Here is a 13,627-nt window from a genome sequence, read left to right as displayed (position 1 = left end):
GCGCCTCCGTTATCGCCTACTGCGCCTCCGCCGCCGCCTCGACCGTCTCGACGGCGTCCAGGTGCGCCGTCTCGTCCGCATCCTCCGGCTTTGGCTGGGCCGCCCTGGCCCTCGCCTCGTCCGCGGCGCGGTCCACCTTCTCAGGTGTAACGAATCGATAACCGACGTTCCGGACGGTACCGATCAGCGACTCGTGCTCGGGTCCGAGCTTCGCGCGCAGCCGTCGTACGTGGACGTCGACCGTCCGCGTGCCGCCGAAGTAGTCGTAGCCCCAGACCTCCTGGAGCAGCTGGGCGCGCGTGAAGACACGGCCCGGGTGCTGCGCGAGGTACTTGAGGAGCTCGAACTCCTTGAAGGTCAGGTCGAGGACCCGGCCCTTGAGCTTGGCGCTGTACGTCGCCTCGTCGACCGAGAGGTCGCCGTTGCGGATCTCCATCGGGGAGTCGTCGTTGACGATCTGCTGGCGGCCCATGGCCAGCCGCAGCCGTGCCTCGACCTCCGCCGGTCCCGCGGTGTCCAGGAGCACGTCGTCGATGCCCCAGTCGGCGGTGACGGCCGCGAGGCCGCCCTCCGTCACGACGAGGATCAGCGGACAGCCGGGCCCGGTCGAGCGCAGCAGCTGGCACAGACTGCGCACCTGCGGCAGGTCACGCCGGCCGTCGATCAGGATGACGTCGGCACCGGGGGTGTCGACGAGAGCGGGGCCTTCCGCCGGAGCCACTCGCACGTTGTGCAGGAGCAGGCCGAGAGCGGGAAGCACCTCCGTCGACGGCTGAAGAGCATTGGTCAGGAGCAGCAGAGAACTCATCGCGCCCCACCTGCCTGGGTCGTCCTACGGTCATGCAAGGTTCGCTCGCCCATAACGTCTGGTTCCTCCTCGGTCCCTGCGAGGACGTTTGCGGCACTGCTTCCTACGGTGCGGCTCCCGCGCCCCTGGGAGTCGCCGGACGGCCCACGGGGGGTCGCCACACGTTCTATGCGTTCGTGGGCTCCGTACACCTGCGGTTTCCCGCTTCGTATACAACGCTTCAGAAAGCACAAAAGGACCCGGGGGCTACGCTGCCCGAGTCCTCTGCCCAGCAGAATAGCCCACATGAGCTCAGGTCCGGCAGGTCAAGCGACGGGATCTTCCGATCGTCCACCCCTTGAGACGCCCCCGCGCACCCCTTTGCGGAGGTTTCTGCACACGGTCGACGGGGTGACGATCGATGCGGCGTACGACCCTGGAGCGCGGCCTTCTGGTGACTCGGCCACTGGCCTGAACGATGTGGTCATTGTCGTCGCGCACGGCTTCACGGGCGATCTGGACCGTCCGCACGTGCGGCACGCCGCGGCCGTCCTCGCCCGGCACGCGGCGGTGGTCACCTTCTCCTTCCGTGGTCACGGCGCCTCCGGCGGCAGTTCCACGGTCGGTGACCGCGAGGTCCACGATCTGGCCGCCGCGGTGGCCTGGGCCCGCGAACTCGGGCACACGCGTGTGGCCACCGTGGGCTTCTCGATGGGCGGTTCGGTGGTGCTGCGGCACGCGGCGCTGCACCGTGGCCCGGAGGGTGGCCCGGACCGGGGCGCGGAGATGGAGCACGAGGGGCGCACAGAGGCGCGTACGGACGCCGTGGTTTCGGTGAGCGCACCCGCCCGTTGGTACTACCGGGGTACGGCCCCTATGCGGCGCCTGCACTGGCTGGTAACCCGGCCCGTGGGCCGCGCGGTCGGCCGATACGGTCTGCGCACCCGGATCCACCACCGTGACTGGGACCCGGTGCCGACCTCCCCGGTCGAGTCGGTCCCGCTCATCGCGCCCACTCCGCTGCTGATCGTCCACGGCGACCAGGACGGCTACTTCCCGGTCGACCACCCGCGGATGCTCGCCGCCGCCTCCGGCGGCCACGCCGAGCTGTGGATCGAGCACGGGATGGGCCACGCCGAGCACGCGGCGGACGACGAGCTGCTCGGCCGTATCGGGGCATGGGCCGTCGCGGCGGCGGGCTAGCCTGACCGTGTTCACAGAGACCACTGATGACCAACCACTGATGACTGATCCGTGTTCACGGAAAACACGATTGAGGAACGAGATGGCAAAGGGCACGGTGCGTTACTGGGCCGCCGCCAAGGCCGCGGCGGGCGTCGCGGAGGAGCCGTACGACGCGGGCACGCTCGCCGAGGCGCTCGACGCGGCCCGCGTGCGGCACCCCGGAGAACTCGTCCGCGTGCTGCGGCGATGCTCCTTCCTCATCGACGGTGACCCCGTGGGCACGCGCGAACATGAGACGGTACGGCTGGCCGAGGGCGGCACGGTCGAGGTGCTCCCGCCGTTCGCAGGAGGGTGAGCGAGACGATGAGCGACCAGCCGTACGAGGGCCGGTACGAGGGTCCCTACGAGGGGTACGACCCGTATCCACAGCCTCAGCAGCAACAGCGGCAGGGGCACGGGCAACCTCAGCAGCACCAGCCGCAGCAGCAGCCCGAGTGGCCGCAGCACACCCAGCAGTGGGAGGGGCAGACCTGGGAGACCCAGGTGCAGCCCTCGATGCCGGCGGCGGACACGACGTATCTGCCGCCGCAGGGCTACCAGGCGTACCCCGAGCCGCAGACGTACGGCACGGTCGGGCAGCCGCTGCCGCAGGAGGCCCCGGCGCCGACACCGGAGTGGACGCCCGCGTACCAGCCCCCTGTCCAGCAGGCGCACGGCACCGGCACCGGCGGCGTGGTCACCCCTGACAGCGCCTCCGGCTACGGCCCCCCGACCGTCACCGGCAACGCCCGCGTCACCGACGCCCAGCGCGCCCGCGCCGAGGGCCGCTCCCCGATCATCGAACCCGGCCTCCAGCCCGCCGTGCTCACCGCGGTGCTCGGACTGCTGCTCTCCGGGACGGCGGCGATCGGGCAGTACGCCCTCGTCGTCCCCCTCGTCCTCCTCCAGGCCGTCACCGCGGCGGGCTGGTTCCGGCTGAACGGGATGTGGCCGGCCCGTCAGGGCATCGCGCTGGCGTTCCTCGGCGCGGTCACCGCGGACGTCGCGCTCCTCGCGGCGGGCCGGGAGAACGCGCCCGCCGCGATCCTCGGCACCCTCGGCGTGTGGGTCCTGCTCACCCTCGTCCTGCAGCTGCGCAGCCACGCCGACCCGGACACCCGGATGTACGGCCTGATGGCGACCGTCGCCTCGGCGGCTCTCGCGATCATCGCGACCGGGCACCTCGCGGCCGAGCCCGACGCCGTCACGGTGGGCGCGGCCGCGGTCGCCGTCGCGATCCTCGCCCGCGCCCTGCCGCTGCCCACCGCGGCCTCCGTGGTGGTGGCGCTGCTGGCCGCCGCGGGCGCCGGTATCGCGGTCGGCGGGATGACGGACCTGGGCAGCAAGGGGGCCTTCCTCGGCCTCGGCGCCGGGGTCTGCGCGCTGATCGGCCACCGGGTCGCCAGCTACGACTACCCGTCCCGCTTCGTCCACTTCACCGCGGGCGTGGCCCTGCCGCTGGCCGCCGCGGCCCCCGCGGTGTACCTGCTGGGCCGCGCGCTCGGCTAGGGCCGGACAGGTCCTAGGGCCGGTGGCTGTTCGTCACAGGTGATCTACAACTACTTCGGAGGGCCCCCGTCGCGGGGCCCTTCGGGGTTAGGTTCGCAAGGGAGGGCCACTCGGTCGTCCGGATCCGTCCGAGGTGAGGGAACACCGCGCATGCGTGCACTGCGAATAATCCTGATCGTCACCGTCATTCTGGGCGGCCTGTTCGTGATCGCGGACCGGGTGGCGGTCGGTTTCGCGGAGAACAAGGCTGCGGACCGGATCAAGAGCACCGAGGGCCTGGCGAGCACACCGGACGTGTCCATCAAGGGCTTCCCCTTCCTCACCCAGGTCGTCGGTGGCGAACTCGACGACGTGAAGATCGGCATCAAGGACTACGAAGCCTCGACGAGCGGCGCGGGCAGCGCGGGCGGCACCGGCACCATCCGTATCGACGACCTGAACGCCGAGATGCACGGCGTCGCCTTCAACGGCGACTACAGCTCCGCCACCGCCAACAGCGCCACCGGCTCCGCGTCCATCGGGTACGCCGAGCTGCTCAAGACCGCCAAGTCCCAGGCCACGCAGGTCGGTCCCGGGGTCACCGCCCGGGTCGTCGGCCTCTCCGACGGCGGCAACGGCAAGATCAAGGTGGCGGTCGAGGTCAGCATCGGCGGCACCACGGTGCCCCAGCCGGTCTCCGTGCTCAGCTCGGTCACGGTCGTCGGCGGCAACACGGTCAAGGTGCACGCGGACTCCCTCCCCAAGCTGGGCGTCGCACTTGCCGAGAACCGGGTGCGCGCGATCACCGACTTCGAGCAGAAGATCGGCGAGTTGCCGGGCGGCATCCAGCTCGACACGGTCCAGGCGGGAGCGAACGGCGTGGACGTCTCCGTGAAGGGTTCGAACGTCAAGCTGGTCGGGTAGAAGGGTCAGCGGCCGGAGGACTGAGGTCAGCGGACCGAGGGCAGAGGCAGAGGTCAGGGAGACTGCGGCCGGAGAGCTGTCCGAGGGGCGAGACGGGCCCGTCCGTACCGCAGATGTGCGATCGGTGTGATGACGGATGCGGCCGCCCGGAATCCCTGCGACGGCCGCTCCGGTGGTGAAGGCGTCCCACATCCCGGACGATCGCATCTCAGCATCCGACACACCGGTGACATGCCCGCCTGTCCGTCCCTACGATCGGACCCATGAAGCGACAGGCGGATCTCACGAAGCGGCGGGCAGTAGACCTGTGCCGCGTCGCCGCCATGCTCTGTCGCACCTTCTGAGCGGGACATTCGTCCGTCCGCCCTCCCCTGGCCCCTCTTCGCCAGGGTCCCCGTGCGCGCCGCGCAGCCTCGACAGGCATGACCGCGCACCCTCTGTCTAACGCACCGCCCCGCCGCAACTGCCCCGGAGGAGAAACAGCATGAGCCGCAGCGACGTCCTGGTCGACGCCGACTGGGTCCAGGACCACCTGGACGACCCGAGCGTGGCCATCGTCGAGGTCGACGAGGACACGTCCGCGTACGAGAAGAACCACATCAAGAACGCGATCCGGATCGACTGGACCAAGGACCTCCAGGACCCGGTCCGCCGTGACTTCATCGACCAGGAGGGCTTCGAGAAGCTCCTGTCGGAGAAGGGCATCGCCAACGACACGCTGGTGGTCCTCTACGGCGGCAACAACAACTGGTTCGCGTCCTACGCCTACTGGTACTTCAAGCTGTACGGCCACGAGAACGTCAAGCTCCTCGACGGTGGCCGCAAGAAGTGGGAGCTCGACTCCCGCGACCTGGTCGTCGAGGTCCCCAACCGTGCCGCGACCGACTACAAGGCCAAGGCCCAGAACACCGCGATCCGCGCCTTCCGCGACGACGTGATCGCCTCGATCGGTTCGCAGAACCTGGTCGACGTCCGCTCGCCCGACGAGTTCAGCGGCAAGCTGCTCGCCCCGGCCCACCTTCCGCAGGAGCAGTCGCAGCGTCCGGGCCACGTCCCGACCGCCCGCAACATCCCGTGGTCGAAGAACGCCAACGACGACGGCACCTTCAAGTCGGACGACGAGCTCAAGGAGCTCTACGCCGAGGAGCAGGTCGACCTCGCCAAGGACACCATCGCGTACTGCCGTATCGGTGAGCGTTCCGCGCTCACCTGGTTCGTGCTGCACGAGCTGCTCGGTGTGCAGAACGTCAAGAACTACGACGGCTCCTGGACCGAGTACGGCAGCCTGGTCGGCGTTCCGATCGAGCTCGGCGCCAACAAGTAACCCTCAAGGCCTGAAGGACGGAATCGAAATATGTGTGGAGCGAAGGCCGGCGGCCCCGACGCCTCGACGATCAAGCCCGGTGAGACCACCATCCAGGGCCAGGTGACCCGCGACGGCGAGCCCGTCACCGGTTACGTGCGTCTGCTGGACTCGACCGGCGAGTTCACGGCGGAGGTCCCCACCTCCGCGACGGGCCAGTTCCGCTTCTACGCGGCCGAGGGCACCTGGACCGTACGCGCCCTGGTCCCCGGCGGCACCGCGGACCGCACGGTCGTCGCCCAGACGGGCGGCCTCGCCGAGGTCGCGATCGCCGTCTGACGGCACCTCTGAGTGGCCGGAGGGCCGCACCCCAGGGTTGGACGCTCGGGGTGCGGCCCTTCGGCATGTACGGGCCTACGCTTGAGGTATGTACGCACGACGGCGACACGTCTACTTCGCCATGATGGGGACGTGCATCGGTCTTTTCGTCCTGGCCTGGGGAGTCGTAAGGATCTGGTCGATTCCCGTGGCCGTGGGGATGTGTGTGGTGGCGATGGTGATTCCGCCGTTCGCCGCGATGGTCGCCAACCGGCGGGGGCCCGACGACCGCTGGTGGGACGACCCGTCCGGGGATCAGAAGTCCGACGAGTGGTGGGACGAGCTCGACGGCAAGAAGCGCCGCCCGTAGCTCGACGGCGAGAAGCGTTGCCCGTAGGAGGGCGCGCGCAGCACCTTCCGTACACGCAACACCTTCCGTACGCGCGGCACTTTCAGTAAACGAGTGCCTGGGTCTCGTCCGCCATCGCCTCCTGGACGAACACCTGGGCGCCCGCGATGCGTACGCCGTCGATGACGTCCTTCTCCGTGATGTCCCGGCGCGCCGCGCACTGGGTGCACAGGGTGAGCCGGCCCGCGGCCAGGACCGAGTCGATCAGATCGGGCAGCGGCGCCGCGTGCGGCAGCTCGAACTCGGCGGCCCGGCCCGGCAGCGCGAACCACGCGGACTCGCCGGTCAGCCACAGGGAGACCTCGACCCCGCTGGCCACGGCCACCGCCGCGACCGTGAACGCCTGCGAGCAGCGTTCGGGGGCATCGGCCCCCGCCGTCACCTTGATCACGAGCTTCTTCGCCATGGCCGCATCGTAGTCCGGGGGCGTTCGGGGAGAGTTCGAATCGTGATCATGTCCCTTACAACCCCGTGAGGTTGCCATGGGTCTCCTGTGCGCGCGGATATGGAATCCGCGCGTCGCGTTCCGTGGGGGGATGTCGTGGAAGTCGAAGAGATGGATGAGGAGATCCGAGAGGAGATCCCTGAGGAAAACCGTGAGGAGATCCCTGAGGAGATCCAGGAGGAAACGCCTCGCGTACGTCGGCGGGGGCGTACGGCCCTGTTGATCGCCACGGCCGCCGTGCTCGGGTTGGTCGGGGGCACCTGTGCCGGTTTTCTGATCCAGGCCGACCGGGAGCCGACCAAGCTGCCGTCGCTCTCGCAGCCCGTGGTCGCCCAGGCCCGGGGCGCCGGTCCCGAACCCCTGTCCGCCGCGCGGGACCGCCGGGTGAAGACCGACGACGACCTGCGCAAGCTGCTGGTCAAGCGGCCGAAGGGGACGCGGGACGCCGCGTACCTGCCGGGCGACAAGGGCTGGATGGGCATCGCCGACTACGCGGAGGAGTACACCAAGCCGGCCATCGCCTTCAGCGATCTGGTCAGGGCCGAGTTCCGGCGTGCGGCTGCCACCGGCTGGACGGTGGGCAGCACGTACAGCGTGGAGGTCCGCCTCATCCAGTACCGGCAGGAGGAGAAACTCGGCGCCTCCGACGCCGCCGCCGAGGGCCGCTACTGGGCGAACACGAAGAGCGGCACCCACGTCTGGGCCGTCCCGGGGACGGGCGACGGCATGGCCTACGTCCACACCAAGCCGGACACGAAGCCCGGTTACCTCCCGATGTACGAGGCCGAGGCGCACGCCTGGCGCGGTGACATCGCCATGGAGATCTGGATCTACGACACCAAGCCGATTCCCAAGGCCAAGATCATGGACCTGGCCGAGCGGCAGATGGAGCGGCTGTGACCGACGAGCAACCGATGAGCGAGCAGCCCGTCCAGGAGCCCGCGCCCGAATCCGCCGCGCCCGAATCCGCCGCGCCAGAATCCGTCGACCTGGAATCCATCGACCCCGTCAAGAAACCCAAGAAACCCCTCCGCCGGGGGCGCATCGCCGCCGTCGCCGGATCCGTGCTCCTCGTCGCGGCCGTCCTAGGCGGCGCCGGCTACACCGTCGTGACCGTCCAGGACGCCGACCGTGACCCCGGCGCGCCTTCCTGGACCTTCCCGGTTCCCGCCCCCAACGACGCCAAGACGGCGAAGACCGCCTCGGGACTCGCCGCGATGCTCGTGCCCTATGGCACCGAGGGCTCGAGCCGGGGCCCGGACATCGGCGAGTTCGGCTCCGACGCCTCGCTCAGCGGGCCCGAGGCCACCGCTCTGCGCAAGGAGGCGCTGCGCGACCTGCCGCGTTCCCAGCGGCGGGAGTTGGAGAAGCGGATCGACAAGCAGCGCACCAAGGGCATCGCGATGCGCAGCTACCTCAGCACCTCCAGCGGGTTCAGCTCCACGCTGTATGCCGACAGCGGCTTCACCATGAGCATCGAGTTGGCCCAGATCGAGGACAAGGCGGCGGTGAAGGGCATGTCGACGTTCCAGAACGAGTTCTTCGACGCCCTCAAGATCTTCCGCAAGGGGCCCGAGATCAAGGGCCACAAGAACGCCGAGTGCTTCCTGCCGCCCAAGGACAAGGACGAGAAGCTCGACATGATGGTCTGCTCCGCCTACCAGGGTGACGTGCTGGTCAGCGCGACCGCCTACGGGGCCAAGCCGTTGAACACCAAGGGTGTCGCGATGCTGCTGCGCGAGCAGCTCGACCGCATCGCCGAGCCGGGGGAGGCGGTATGACCGAGCAGACGAGCTCCGTCGAGGACGCGGCGGCGACGCCGGTCGAGGACGCGACGCCGGTCGAGAACGCCACGCCGGTCGAGAACGCCACGCCGACGCCCGTCGAGGACGGGACCACGACTCCGGTCGAGGTGCCGGACGCGCTGGCACCCGCCCCCGAGGACGCACCGGCCCCGGTGCGCAAGGACCGTCGGGTGCTGCGGGCCCTGCTGCGCTGGACCGCCGCCACCGTGGTCTTCGCGGCGGTCGGCACGTCGGTCGCGTACGGCATCACCCGCATGGACCGCACCGACGTACCCGGTCTGGCGACGGAGTCGGACGGGCGCTGGGACTACCCGACGATCACCCGGCCGCCGCTGCCCTCCGGCAGCCCGCGCCCGCTCGCCGAGTCGAACAGGACCGGCACCCACTACGCCGACCTGCGGCGGCTCGTACTGCCCGCCCCGAAGGGCGCACACGAAGACGCGGCGCTGCGCGGGACGGACGGCTGGCTGGCGACGAAGACGTTCCTGGCGGAGTACGCCACGCGGGACGACCGGGAGACGGTCGGGCAGCAGCTGACCGACCACGGTCTGCGGCACATCGCGGCGCGCGGCTGGACGACGCCGGACGGTACGCACACACGGATCTACCTGTTGCAGTTCGACTCGGTCGTCGTCGCGGACGAGGTGAACTCGCCCGGGCTGACCAGCTACAGCTCGCCGATCTACGCACTGCGCGGCGCCGAGCGGGCGATGGCCGACGACCGGTTCCCGGACCGCGCCACGGTCGACGACGTGATCCGTCACGCGTACGACGAGATCAAGCCGTACGGCGCCGAGCAGGTCCGCCAGGCGTACCTCTCGGCCGGGGACACCCTCGCCCTGATCGTGCAGTCCCGCAAGGGCGCCGCGAAGGCGGTGCCGTTCCAGCAGACGGTGGTCCTCCAGAGCCAGCTGCTCGGCTGAGCAGGCCGGGGCGTACCTCGCAAAGAATCGCCCAGGAGTACCTCGCAGAGAGCCCCGAGCCCCGGCCCACTAAGCTGGGGCTCGGCTTTTGTACCGCCCACCCCGCTCATCCGAGGAGCACCCCGTGGAGATCTTCTTCGAAACCCTGCTGGTCCTGGTCTGCGTCGGCGTGCTCGCCTTCGCCGGGCTGACCGTGAAGAAGCTGTACCAGGGCCAGCGCTGACCCCCATCGAGGAACTGCCGAGCTCATGATCGAGATCCCGTCCGACCTGCACAAGGACCTGCTTCCCCTTGCCTTCCTGCTCGGCGACTGGGCCGGTGCGGGCGTTCACGACTTCCCCGGCTCCGAGAAGTGCAACTTCGGGCAGGAGGTCACCTTCACCCAAGACGGACGGGACTTCCTGGAGTACCACTCGCGCACCTGGGTGCTCGACGCCGAGGGGAACAAGGTCCGGCCTCTGGAGACCGAGTCGGGCTTCTGGCGCATCGACGGCAACCGCAAGGTCGAGGTCGTCATGATCCGCGACGACGGGGTCGTCGAGATCTGGTACGGCGACCTGGCCGCCAAGCAGCCGCAGATCGACCTGGTCACCGACGCTGTGGCGCGCACCGCCGCGTCCGCCCCGTACAGCGGCGGCAAGCGCCTCTACGGCTATGTGAAGAGCGACCTCATGTGGGTCGGTGAGAAGCAGACCCCCGAGGTCGAGCTGCGCCCCTACATGTCCGCGCACCTGAAGAAGGTCGTCACTCCGGAGGACGTCGAGCGCTGGGCCAAGGCCCTCCCGGACGACATGCCGGACGACGGAATCGCGTTCTTCAAGTAGCCAGGAAGCGGTTCGGAAGTGGTCCGGCCGGTTCGGCTGTTCTCCTCAGGTCGTCACATCCAGGAATGGTCCTAGACTTCCTGTGTGGTGAGCATCGACTGGAAGAGCGACCTGAGGCAGCGCGGCTACCGGCTGACGCCGCAGCGCCAGCTTGTCCTCGAAGCCGTGGACACCCTGGAGCACGCGACCCCCGACGACATCCTCATCGAGGTGAGGAAGACGGCGTCGGGGGTCAACATTTCCACCGTCTACCGGACCCTGGAACTCCTGGAGGAGCTCGGTCTGGTCAGTCACGCGCACCTCGGGCACGGCGCGCCGACCTACCATCTCGCCGACCGGCATCACCACATCCACCTGGTCTGCCGGGACTGCACGAACGTCATCGAGGCCGACGTATCGGTCGCCGCGGAGTTCACCGCGAAGCTCCGGGACACGTTCGGCTTCGAGACGGACATGAAGCACTTCGCGATCTTCGGTCGCTGCAAGGACTGTTCTCTCAAGAGTTCAACTACCAAGTCGTAGGCTAGGTGTATGAAGAGCCCTCTCCTGTCCCTGCCCGGCGCCGTCCCCGCCGAAGGCGTGGATGAACAGGTCGCAGCCCATTACGGCGACCTGTTCCGCGAGCAGCGCGCCCTCGCCGACGGCAACGGCTTCGTGGACCTCTCGCACCGCGGCGTCGTCGCGGTCACCGGCGAGGACCGGCTGAGCTGGCTGCACCTGCTGCTCACCCAGCACGTCACGGACCTCCCGGCGGGCCGCGCCACCGAGGCGCTGATCCTCTCCGCGCACGGCCACATCGAGCACGCGCTGTATATCGTCGACGACGGCACCACGACCTGGGCCCACGTCGAACCCGGCACCCAGGACGCGCTGCTCGCGTACCTGGAGTCCATGAAGTTCTTCTACCGCGTCGAGACCGCCGACCGCACGGCCGACTTCGCGGTCGTGCACCTGCCGGCCGGTTCGATCGCCGAGGTCCCCGAGGGCGTGGTCGTACGCGAGACGCCGTACGGGCGTGATCTCTTCCTGCCGCGTACGGACCTGGAGTCGTACGCCGAGAAGGCCGGACCGGCGGCCGGGCTGCTGGCCTACGAGGCGCTGCGCGTCGAACACCACCGCCCGCGGCTCGGTTTCGAGACCGACCACCGCACGATCCCGCACGAGCTGGGCTGGATCGACACCGCGGTGCACCTCCAGAAGGGCTGCTACCGGGGCCAGGAGACCGTCGCCCGCGTACAGAACCTGGGCAAGCCCCCGCGTCGGCTCGTCTTTCTGCACCTGGACGGCAGCGAGGTCCATCTGCCGCCGCACGGCGCCGAACTGCGCCTCGCGGACGACGGCCCCGACGGCCGGAAGATCGGCTTCATCACCACCTCCGTACGCCACCACGAGCTCGGCCCGATCGCGCTCGCCCTGGTGAAGCGGAACGTGCCGCTGGACGCGCGGCTGCTGGCGGACACGACGGCGGCGGCGCAGGAGGTCGTGGTCGAGCCGTAGGGGCTCAGACGGGTCGCATCTCCTGGGTCACATCTCCAGGAGCACGGTGAACGGGCCGTCGTTCGTCAGTGAGACGCGCATCTGCGCGCCGAACCGGCCCGTCGCCACCGTGGCACCCAGCGCGCGGAGTTGGGCCACGACCTCGTCGACGAGGGGTTCGGCGACATCGCCGGGGGCGGCCGCGTTCCAGGTGGGGCGGCGGCCCTTGCGGGCGTCGCCGTACAGGGTGAACTGGCTGATGACGAGCAGCGGCGCGTCGATGTCGGAGCACGACTTCTCGTCCGTCAGCATCCGGATGGACCAGAGTTTGCGGGCCAGTTGGGCCGCCTTCTCCTTGGTGTCGTCGTGCGTGACACCGACGAGGACGCACAGCCCCTCGCCGTCGATCGCCCCGACCGTTTCCGGACCGTGTTCCCCGTTCACGACGACGCTCGCGCCGTCCACCCTCTGCACCACCGCACGCATGGCCACCATCATGCCGTGCGGGGAGGAGCCCCCCTGCACGGGGCTCAACGCCTTCGCTGCACAGGGCTCAATGCTTTCGCGCGTGATCCCTGACCTCTTTCGAGGGGTCCTTTGGGGGTTTCTTTTTGCTCCTTACCCCCCCATCTGGGGCCGATCGGGGGCACTCGGTCACATAGCGGCCACTTGGGGTGGCACGATGCGTGTGTTGCGGTGCAACCGTGGGGTGGACCGCGCCGGTCGAGGGGACGGTAGAGGCACATGAGCACACCGAGTACCGGGCAGCAGCCGCCCGGGGCTGTGTCGTTGACCCGTACGAGTCCGCGGGCGGGAGGCGGTCGTTCGGGGGTTCATCGTCCTCCCGTGCAGCGCACCGACAGCCCGCTGCCCCCGGACCCGCCCGCGCCCGAGCTGCCCCTGCTGCGGCTGCCCGAACTGCGGACCCTGCGGCGCGACGCGCAGCGCGACGAGGCCGACCTCAGCTATGTGCGGCGGCTGCTCCAGGGGCGCATCGACATCCTGCGGGCGGAGCTGGCGCGCCGCGGGGGACTGCGGGCGCCCTCCGCGATGTCGGGAGCGCCGCTGGTCTCGGGCCTGGGAACGAGTCCGGGGCTGCGTCCGGCCGGGGGGAGGGGAGCGGGTTCCGGTTCCGGCGGGGCGTCGGTCGTCGACCGGCTCGCGGAGATCCTGACGGACGCGCCCGCCCGGCACCGTTCGTCGGCCCGCCATGTGACAGTGGGCACACCGTACGGCGAGGAGTACCGGCGGCTGGCCGCGGACATGCTCGCCGAGGTGGAGCTGTCCGACCTGGAAGCACGTACGGACGACGAGCTCGGCGCGGGGATGGGGCGGCTGGTGCGCTACGAGCAGCAGGTCTCCCGGCGGCGCCAGCGCCTGCAGCGCACCGCCGACGATTGCAGCGCCGAGATCGCCCGCAGGTACCGTGATGGGGAAGCACAAGTAGACGACCTGCTCATGTGACGCGGTGGCCCCCGGCGATCCCGGGGGAGCGTGCGACGGCTGCGGCGGCGCCGGCGCTCCGGGACATCCGGGGCCGGGCCCCATGGCTGCGCACGGTTCCGCGGTGCGGCGGCCGCGCCCGGGAACAGCCCGGGTCGCGGTCGTGGGGCTCGGCCGGGGACACGCCATCGGGGGACCTCCCGTACGGTGCCGCGGTTCGATCACCGGGCGGGTCCCTGTCATGGAAGGCCACCGCCG

General features: G+C 69.9%; 18 protein-coding genes. 15 read left to right on the top strand and 3 right to left on the bottom strand.

Annotation, left to right across the window (positions count from 1 at the left end; genetic code table 11):
- Positions 1-16: 16 nt before the first annotated feature.
- Complete coding sequence (locus FNV62_RS24865) at positions 17-808, bottom strand: response regulator transcription factor (protein WP_054232386.1); 792 nt, start codon at positions 806-808, stop codon at positions 17-19.
- A 285-nt stretch (positions 809-1,093) separates the two neighbouring features.
- On the opposite strand from FNV62_RS24865, the gene FNV62_RS24860 reads away from it, so the two are divergent.
- The 8 genes from FNV62_RS24860 to FNV62_RS24830 all read left to right on the top strand — a co-directional run bounded on the left by FNV62_RS24860 (position 1,094) and on the right by FNV62_RS24830 (position 6,414).
- Complete coding sequence (locus tag FNV62_RS24860; RefSeq protein ID WP_097285293.1) at positions 1,094-1,990, top strand: alpha/beta hydrolase; 897 nt, start codon at positions 1,094-1,096, stop codon at positions 1,988-1,990.
- Positions 1,991-2,072: 82 nt separating this feature from the next.
- Positions 2,073-2,327 (top strand): MoaD/ThiS family protein, encoded by a 255-nt coding sequence (locus tag FNV62_RS24855; protein WP_054232388.1) that lies wholly within the window; start codon positions 2,073-2,075, stop codon positions 2,325-2,327.
- 8 nt (positions 2,328-2,335) lie between these two features.
- Positions 2,336-3,520 carry a hypothetical protein gene (locus tag FNV62_RS24850; RefSeq protein WP_143627139.1) on the top strand — a complete coding sequence of 395 codons (1,185 nt, stop codon included), beginning with the start codon at positions 2,336-2,338 and terminating at the stop codon, positions 3,518-3,520.
- A 150-nt stretch (positions 3,521-3,670) separates the two neighbouring features.
- A complete protein-coding gene (locus tag FNV62_RS24845; RefSeq protein ID WP_054232389.1) occupies positions 3,671-4,423 on the top strand; it encodes a DUF2993 domain-containing protein in 753 nt (250 codons plus the stop codon).
- Between the two features lie 263 nt (positions 4,424-4,686).
- Entirely contained in the window at positions 4,687-4,767 is an 81-nt protein-coding gene (locus FNV62_RS58035; protein WP_350310325.1) for a putative leader peptide, read from the top strand.
- A gap of 140 nt (positions 4,768-4,907) precedes the next feature.
- Positions 4,908-5,747 carry a sulfurtransferase gene (locus FNV62_RS24840; protein ID WP_060897694.1) on the top strand — a complete coding sequence of 280 codons (840 nt, stop codon included), beginning with the start codon at positions 4,908-4,910 and terminating at the stop codon, positions 5,745-5,747.
- Between the two features lie 30 nt (positions 5,748-5,777).
- Positions 5,778-6,065: a DUF1416 domain-containing protein gene (locus FNV62_RS24835; protein WP_054232391.1), complete on the top strand. Its 288-nt coding sequence runs from the start codon at positions 5,778-5,780 to the stop codon at positions 6,063-6,065.
- Positions 6,066-6,153: 88 nt separating this feature from the next.
- Complete coding sequence (locus FNV62_RS24830; RefSeq protein WP_054232392.1) at positions 6,154-6,414, top strand: DUF3099 domain-containing protein; 261 nt, start codon at positions 6,154-6,156, stop codon at positions 6,412-6,414.
- An 82-nt stretch (positions 6,415-6,496) separates the two neighbouring features.
- On the opposite strand, the gene FNV62_RS24825 is transcribed toward FNV62_RS24830, so the two are convergent.
- On the bottom strand, positions 6,497-6,859 hold the full coding sequence (locus FNV62_RS24825; protein WP_054232393.1) for a DsrE family protein: 363 nt from the start codon (positions 6,857-6,859) through the stop codon (positions 6,497-6,499).
- Positions 6,860-7,009: 150 nt separating this feature from the next.
- On the opposite strand from FNV62_RS24825, the gene FNV62_RS24820 reads away from it, so the two are divergent.
- The 6 genes from FNV62_RS24820 (at position 7,010) to FNV62_RS24795 (ending at position 11,947) form a co-directional block, all read left to right on the top strand.
- Positions 7,010-7,798: a hypothetical protein gene (locus FNV62_RS24820; protein ID WP_225900360.1), complete on the top strand. Its 789-nt coding sequence runs from the start codon at positions 7,010-7,012 to the stop codon at positions 7,796-7,798.
- Positions 7,795-8,679, top strand: coding sequence for a hypothetical protein (locus FNV62_RS24815; protein ID WP_225900359.1), 885 nt, complete (start codon positions 7,795-7,797; stop codon positions 8,677-8,679). The genes FNV62_RS24820 and FNV62_RS24815 overlap by 4 nt, the downstream gene beginning before the upstream one ends.
- A complete protein-coding gene (locus FNV62_RS24810) occupies positions 8,676-9,626 on the top strand; it encodes a hypothetical protein (protein WP_143627137.1) in 951 nt (316 codons plus the stop codon). Before FNV62_RS24815 ends, FNV62_RS24810 begins: the two co-directional genes overlap by 4 nt.
- Positions 9,627-9,874: 248 nt before the next feature.
- Complete coding sequence (locus tag FNV62_RS24805; RefSeq protein WP_097285290.1) at positions 9,875-10,450, top strand: FABP family protein; 576 nt, start codon at positions 9,875-9,877, stop codon at positions 10,448-10,450.
- A gap of 84 nt (positions 10,451-10,534) precedes the next feature.
- A complete protein-coding gene (locus FNV62_RS24800) occupies positions 10,535-10,972 on the top strand; it encodes a Fur family transcriptional regulator (RefSeq protein WP_054232396.1) in 438 nt (145 codons plus the stop codon).
- 9 nt (positions 10,973-10,981) lie between these two features.
- Positions 10,982-11,947, top strand: a complete 966-nt coding sequence (locus FNV62_RS24795; RefSeq protein ID WP_054232397.1) for a YgfZ/GcvT domain-containing protein — start codon at positions 10,982-10,984, stop codon at positions 11,945-11,947.
- A 27-nt stretch (positions 11,948-11,974) separates the two neighbouring features.
- Here FNV62_RS24795 and dtd read toward each other — a convergent pair whose 3' ends face one another.
- Positions 11,975-12,412 (bottom strand): D-aminoacyl-tRNA deacylase, encoded by a 438-nt coding sequence (dtd, locus tag FNV62_RS24790; RefSeq protein WP_097285289.1) that lies wholly within the window; start codon positions 12,410-12,412, stop codon positions 11,975-11,977.
- Between the two features lie 258 nt (positions 12,413-12,670).
- Here dtd and FNV62_RS24785 point away from each other — a divergent pair, with 258 nt between their 5' ends.
- Positions 12,671-13,390, top strand: coding sequence for a hypothetical protein (locus tag FNV62_RS24785; protein WP_054232399.1), 720 nt, complete (start codon positions 12,671-12,673; stop codon positions 13,388-13,390).
- Positions 13,391-13,627 lie beyond the last annotated feature (237 nt).

Source organism: Streptomyces sp. RLB3-17, from assembly GCF_007113425.2.
GTDB classification, from domain to species: Bacteria; Actinomycetota; Actinomycetes; order Streptomycetales; family Streptomycetaceae; genus Streptomyces; species Streptomyces mirabilis_D.
The sequence above is the reverse complement of the archived record's forward strand: the minus strand, read 5'-3'. Positions and strand labels throughout refer to the sequence as shown.

What these genes read in the sequence shown, in the direction of transcription:
- FNV62_RS24865 (WP_054232386.1), bottom strand. Translation starts at nt 808, where the DNA reads ATGAGTTCTCTGCTGCTCCTGACCAATGCTCTTCAGCCGTCGACGGAG.
- FNV62_RS24860 (WP_097285293.1), top strand. Translation starts at nt 1,094, where the DNA reads ATGAGCTCAGGTCCGGCAGGTCAAGCGACGGGATCTTCCGATCGTCCA.
- FNV62_RS24855 (WP_054232388.1), top strand. Translation starts at nt 2,073, where the DNA reads ATGGCAAAGGGCACGGTGCGTTACTGGGCCGCCGCCAAGGCCGCGGCG.
- FNV62_RS24850 (WP_143627139.1), top strand. Translation starts at nt 2,336, where the DNA reads ATGAGCGACCAGCCGTACGAGGGCCGGTACGAGGGTCCCTACGAGGGG.
- FNV62_RS24845 (WP_054232389.1), top strand. Translation starts at nt 3,671, where the DNA reads ATGCGTGCACTGCGAATAATCCTGATCGTCACCGTCATTCTGGGCGGC.
- FNV62_RS58035 (WP_350310325.1), top strand. Translation starts at nt 4,687, where the DNA reads ATGAAGCGACAGGCGGATCTCACGAAGCGGCGGGCAGTAGACCTGTGC.
- FNV62_RS24840 (WP_060897694.1), top strand. Translation starts at nt 4,908, where the DNA reads ATGAGCCGCAGCGACGTCCTGGTCGACGCCGACTGGGTCCAGGACCAC.
- FNV62_RS24835 (WP_054232391.1), top strand. Translation starts at nt 5,778, where the DNA reads ATGTGTGGAGCGAAGGCCGGCGGCCCCGACGCCTCGACGATCAAGCCC.
- FNV62_RS24830 (WP_054232392.1), top strand. Translation starts at nt 6,154, where the DNA reads ATGTACGCACGACGGCGACACGTCTACTTCGCCATGATGGGGACGTGC.
- FNV62_RS24825 (WP_054232393.1), bottom strand. Translation starts at nt 6,859, where the DNA reads ATGGCGAAGAAGCTCGTGATCAAGGTGACGGCGGGGGCCGATGCCCCC.
- FNV62_RS24820 (WP_225900360.1), top strand. Translation starts at nt 7,010, where the DNA reads ATGGATGAGGAGATCCGAGAGGAGATCCCTGAGGAAAACCGTGAGGAG.
- FNV62_RS24810 (WP_143627137.1), top strand. Translation starts at nt 8,676, where the DNA reads ATGACCGAGCAGACGAGCTCCGTCGAGGACGCGGCGGCGACGCCGGTC.
- FNV62_RS24805 (WP_097285290.1), top strand. Translation starts at nt 9,875, where the DNA reads ATGATCGAGATCCCGTCCGACCTGCACAAGGACCTGCTTCCCCTTGCC.
- FNV62_RS24795 (WP_054232397.1), top strand. Translation starts at nt 10,982, where the DNA reads ATGAAGAGCCCTCTCCTGTCCCTGCCCGGCGCCGTCCCCGCCGAAGGC.
- dtd (WP_097285289.1), bottom strand. Translation starts at nt 12,412, where the DNA reads ATGCGTGCGGTGGTGCAGAGGGTGGACGGCGCGAGCGTCGTCGTGAAC.
- FNV62_RS24785 (WP_054232399.1), top strand. Translation starts at nt 12,671, where the DNA reads ATGAGCACACCGAGTACCGGGCAGCAGCCGCCCGGGGCTGTGTCGTTG.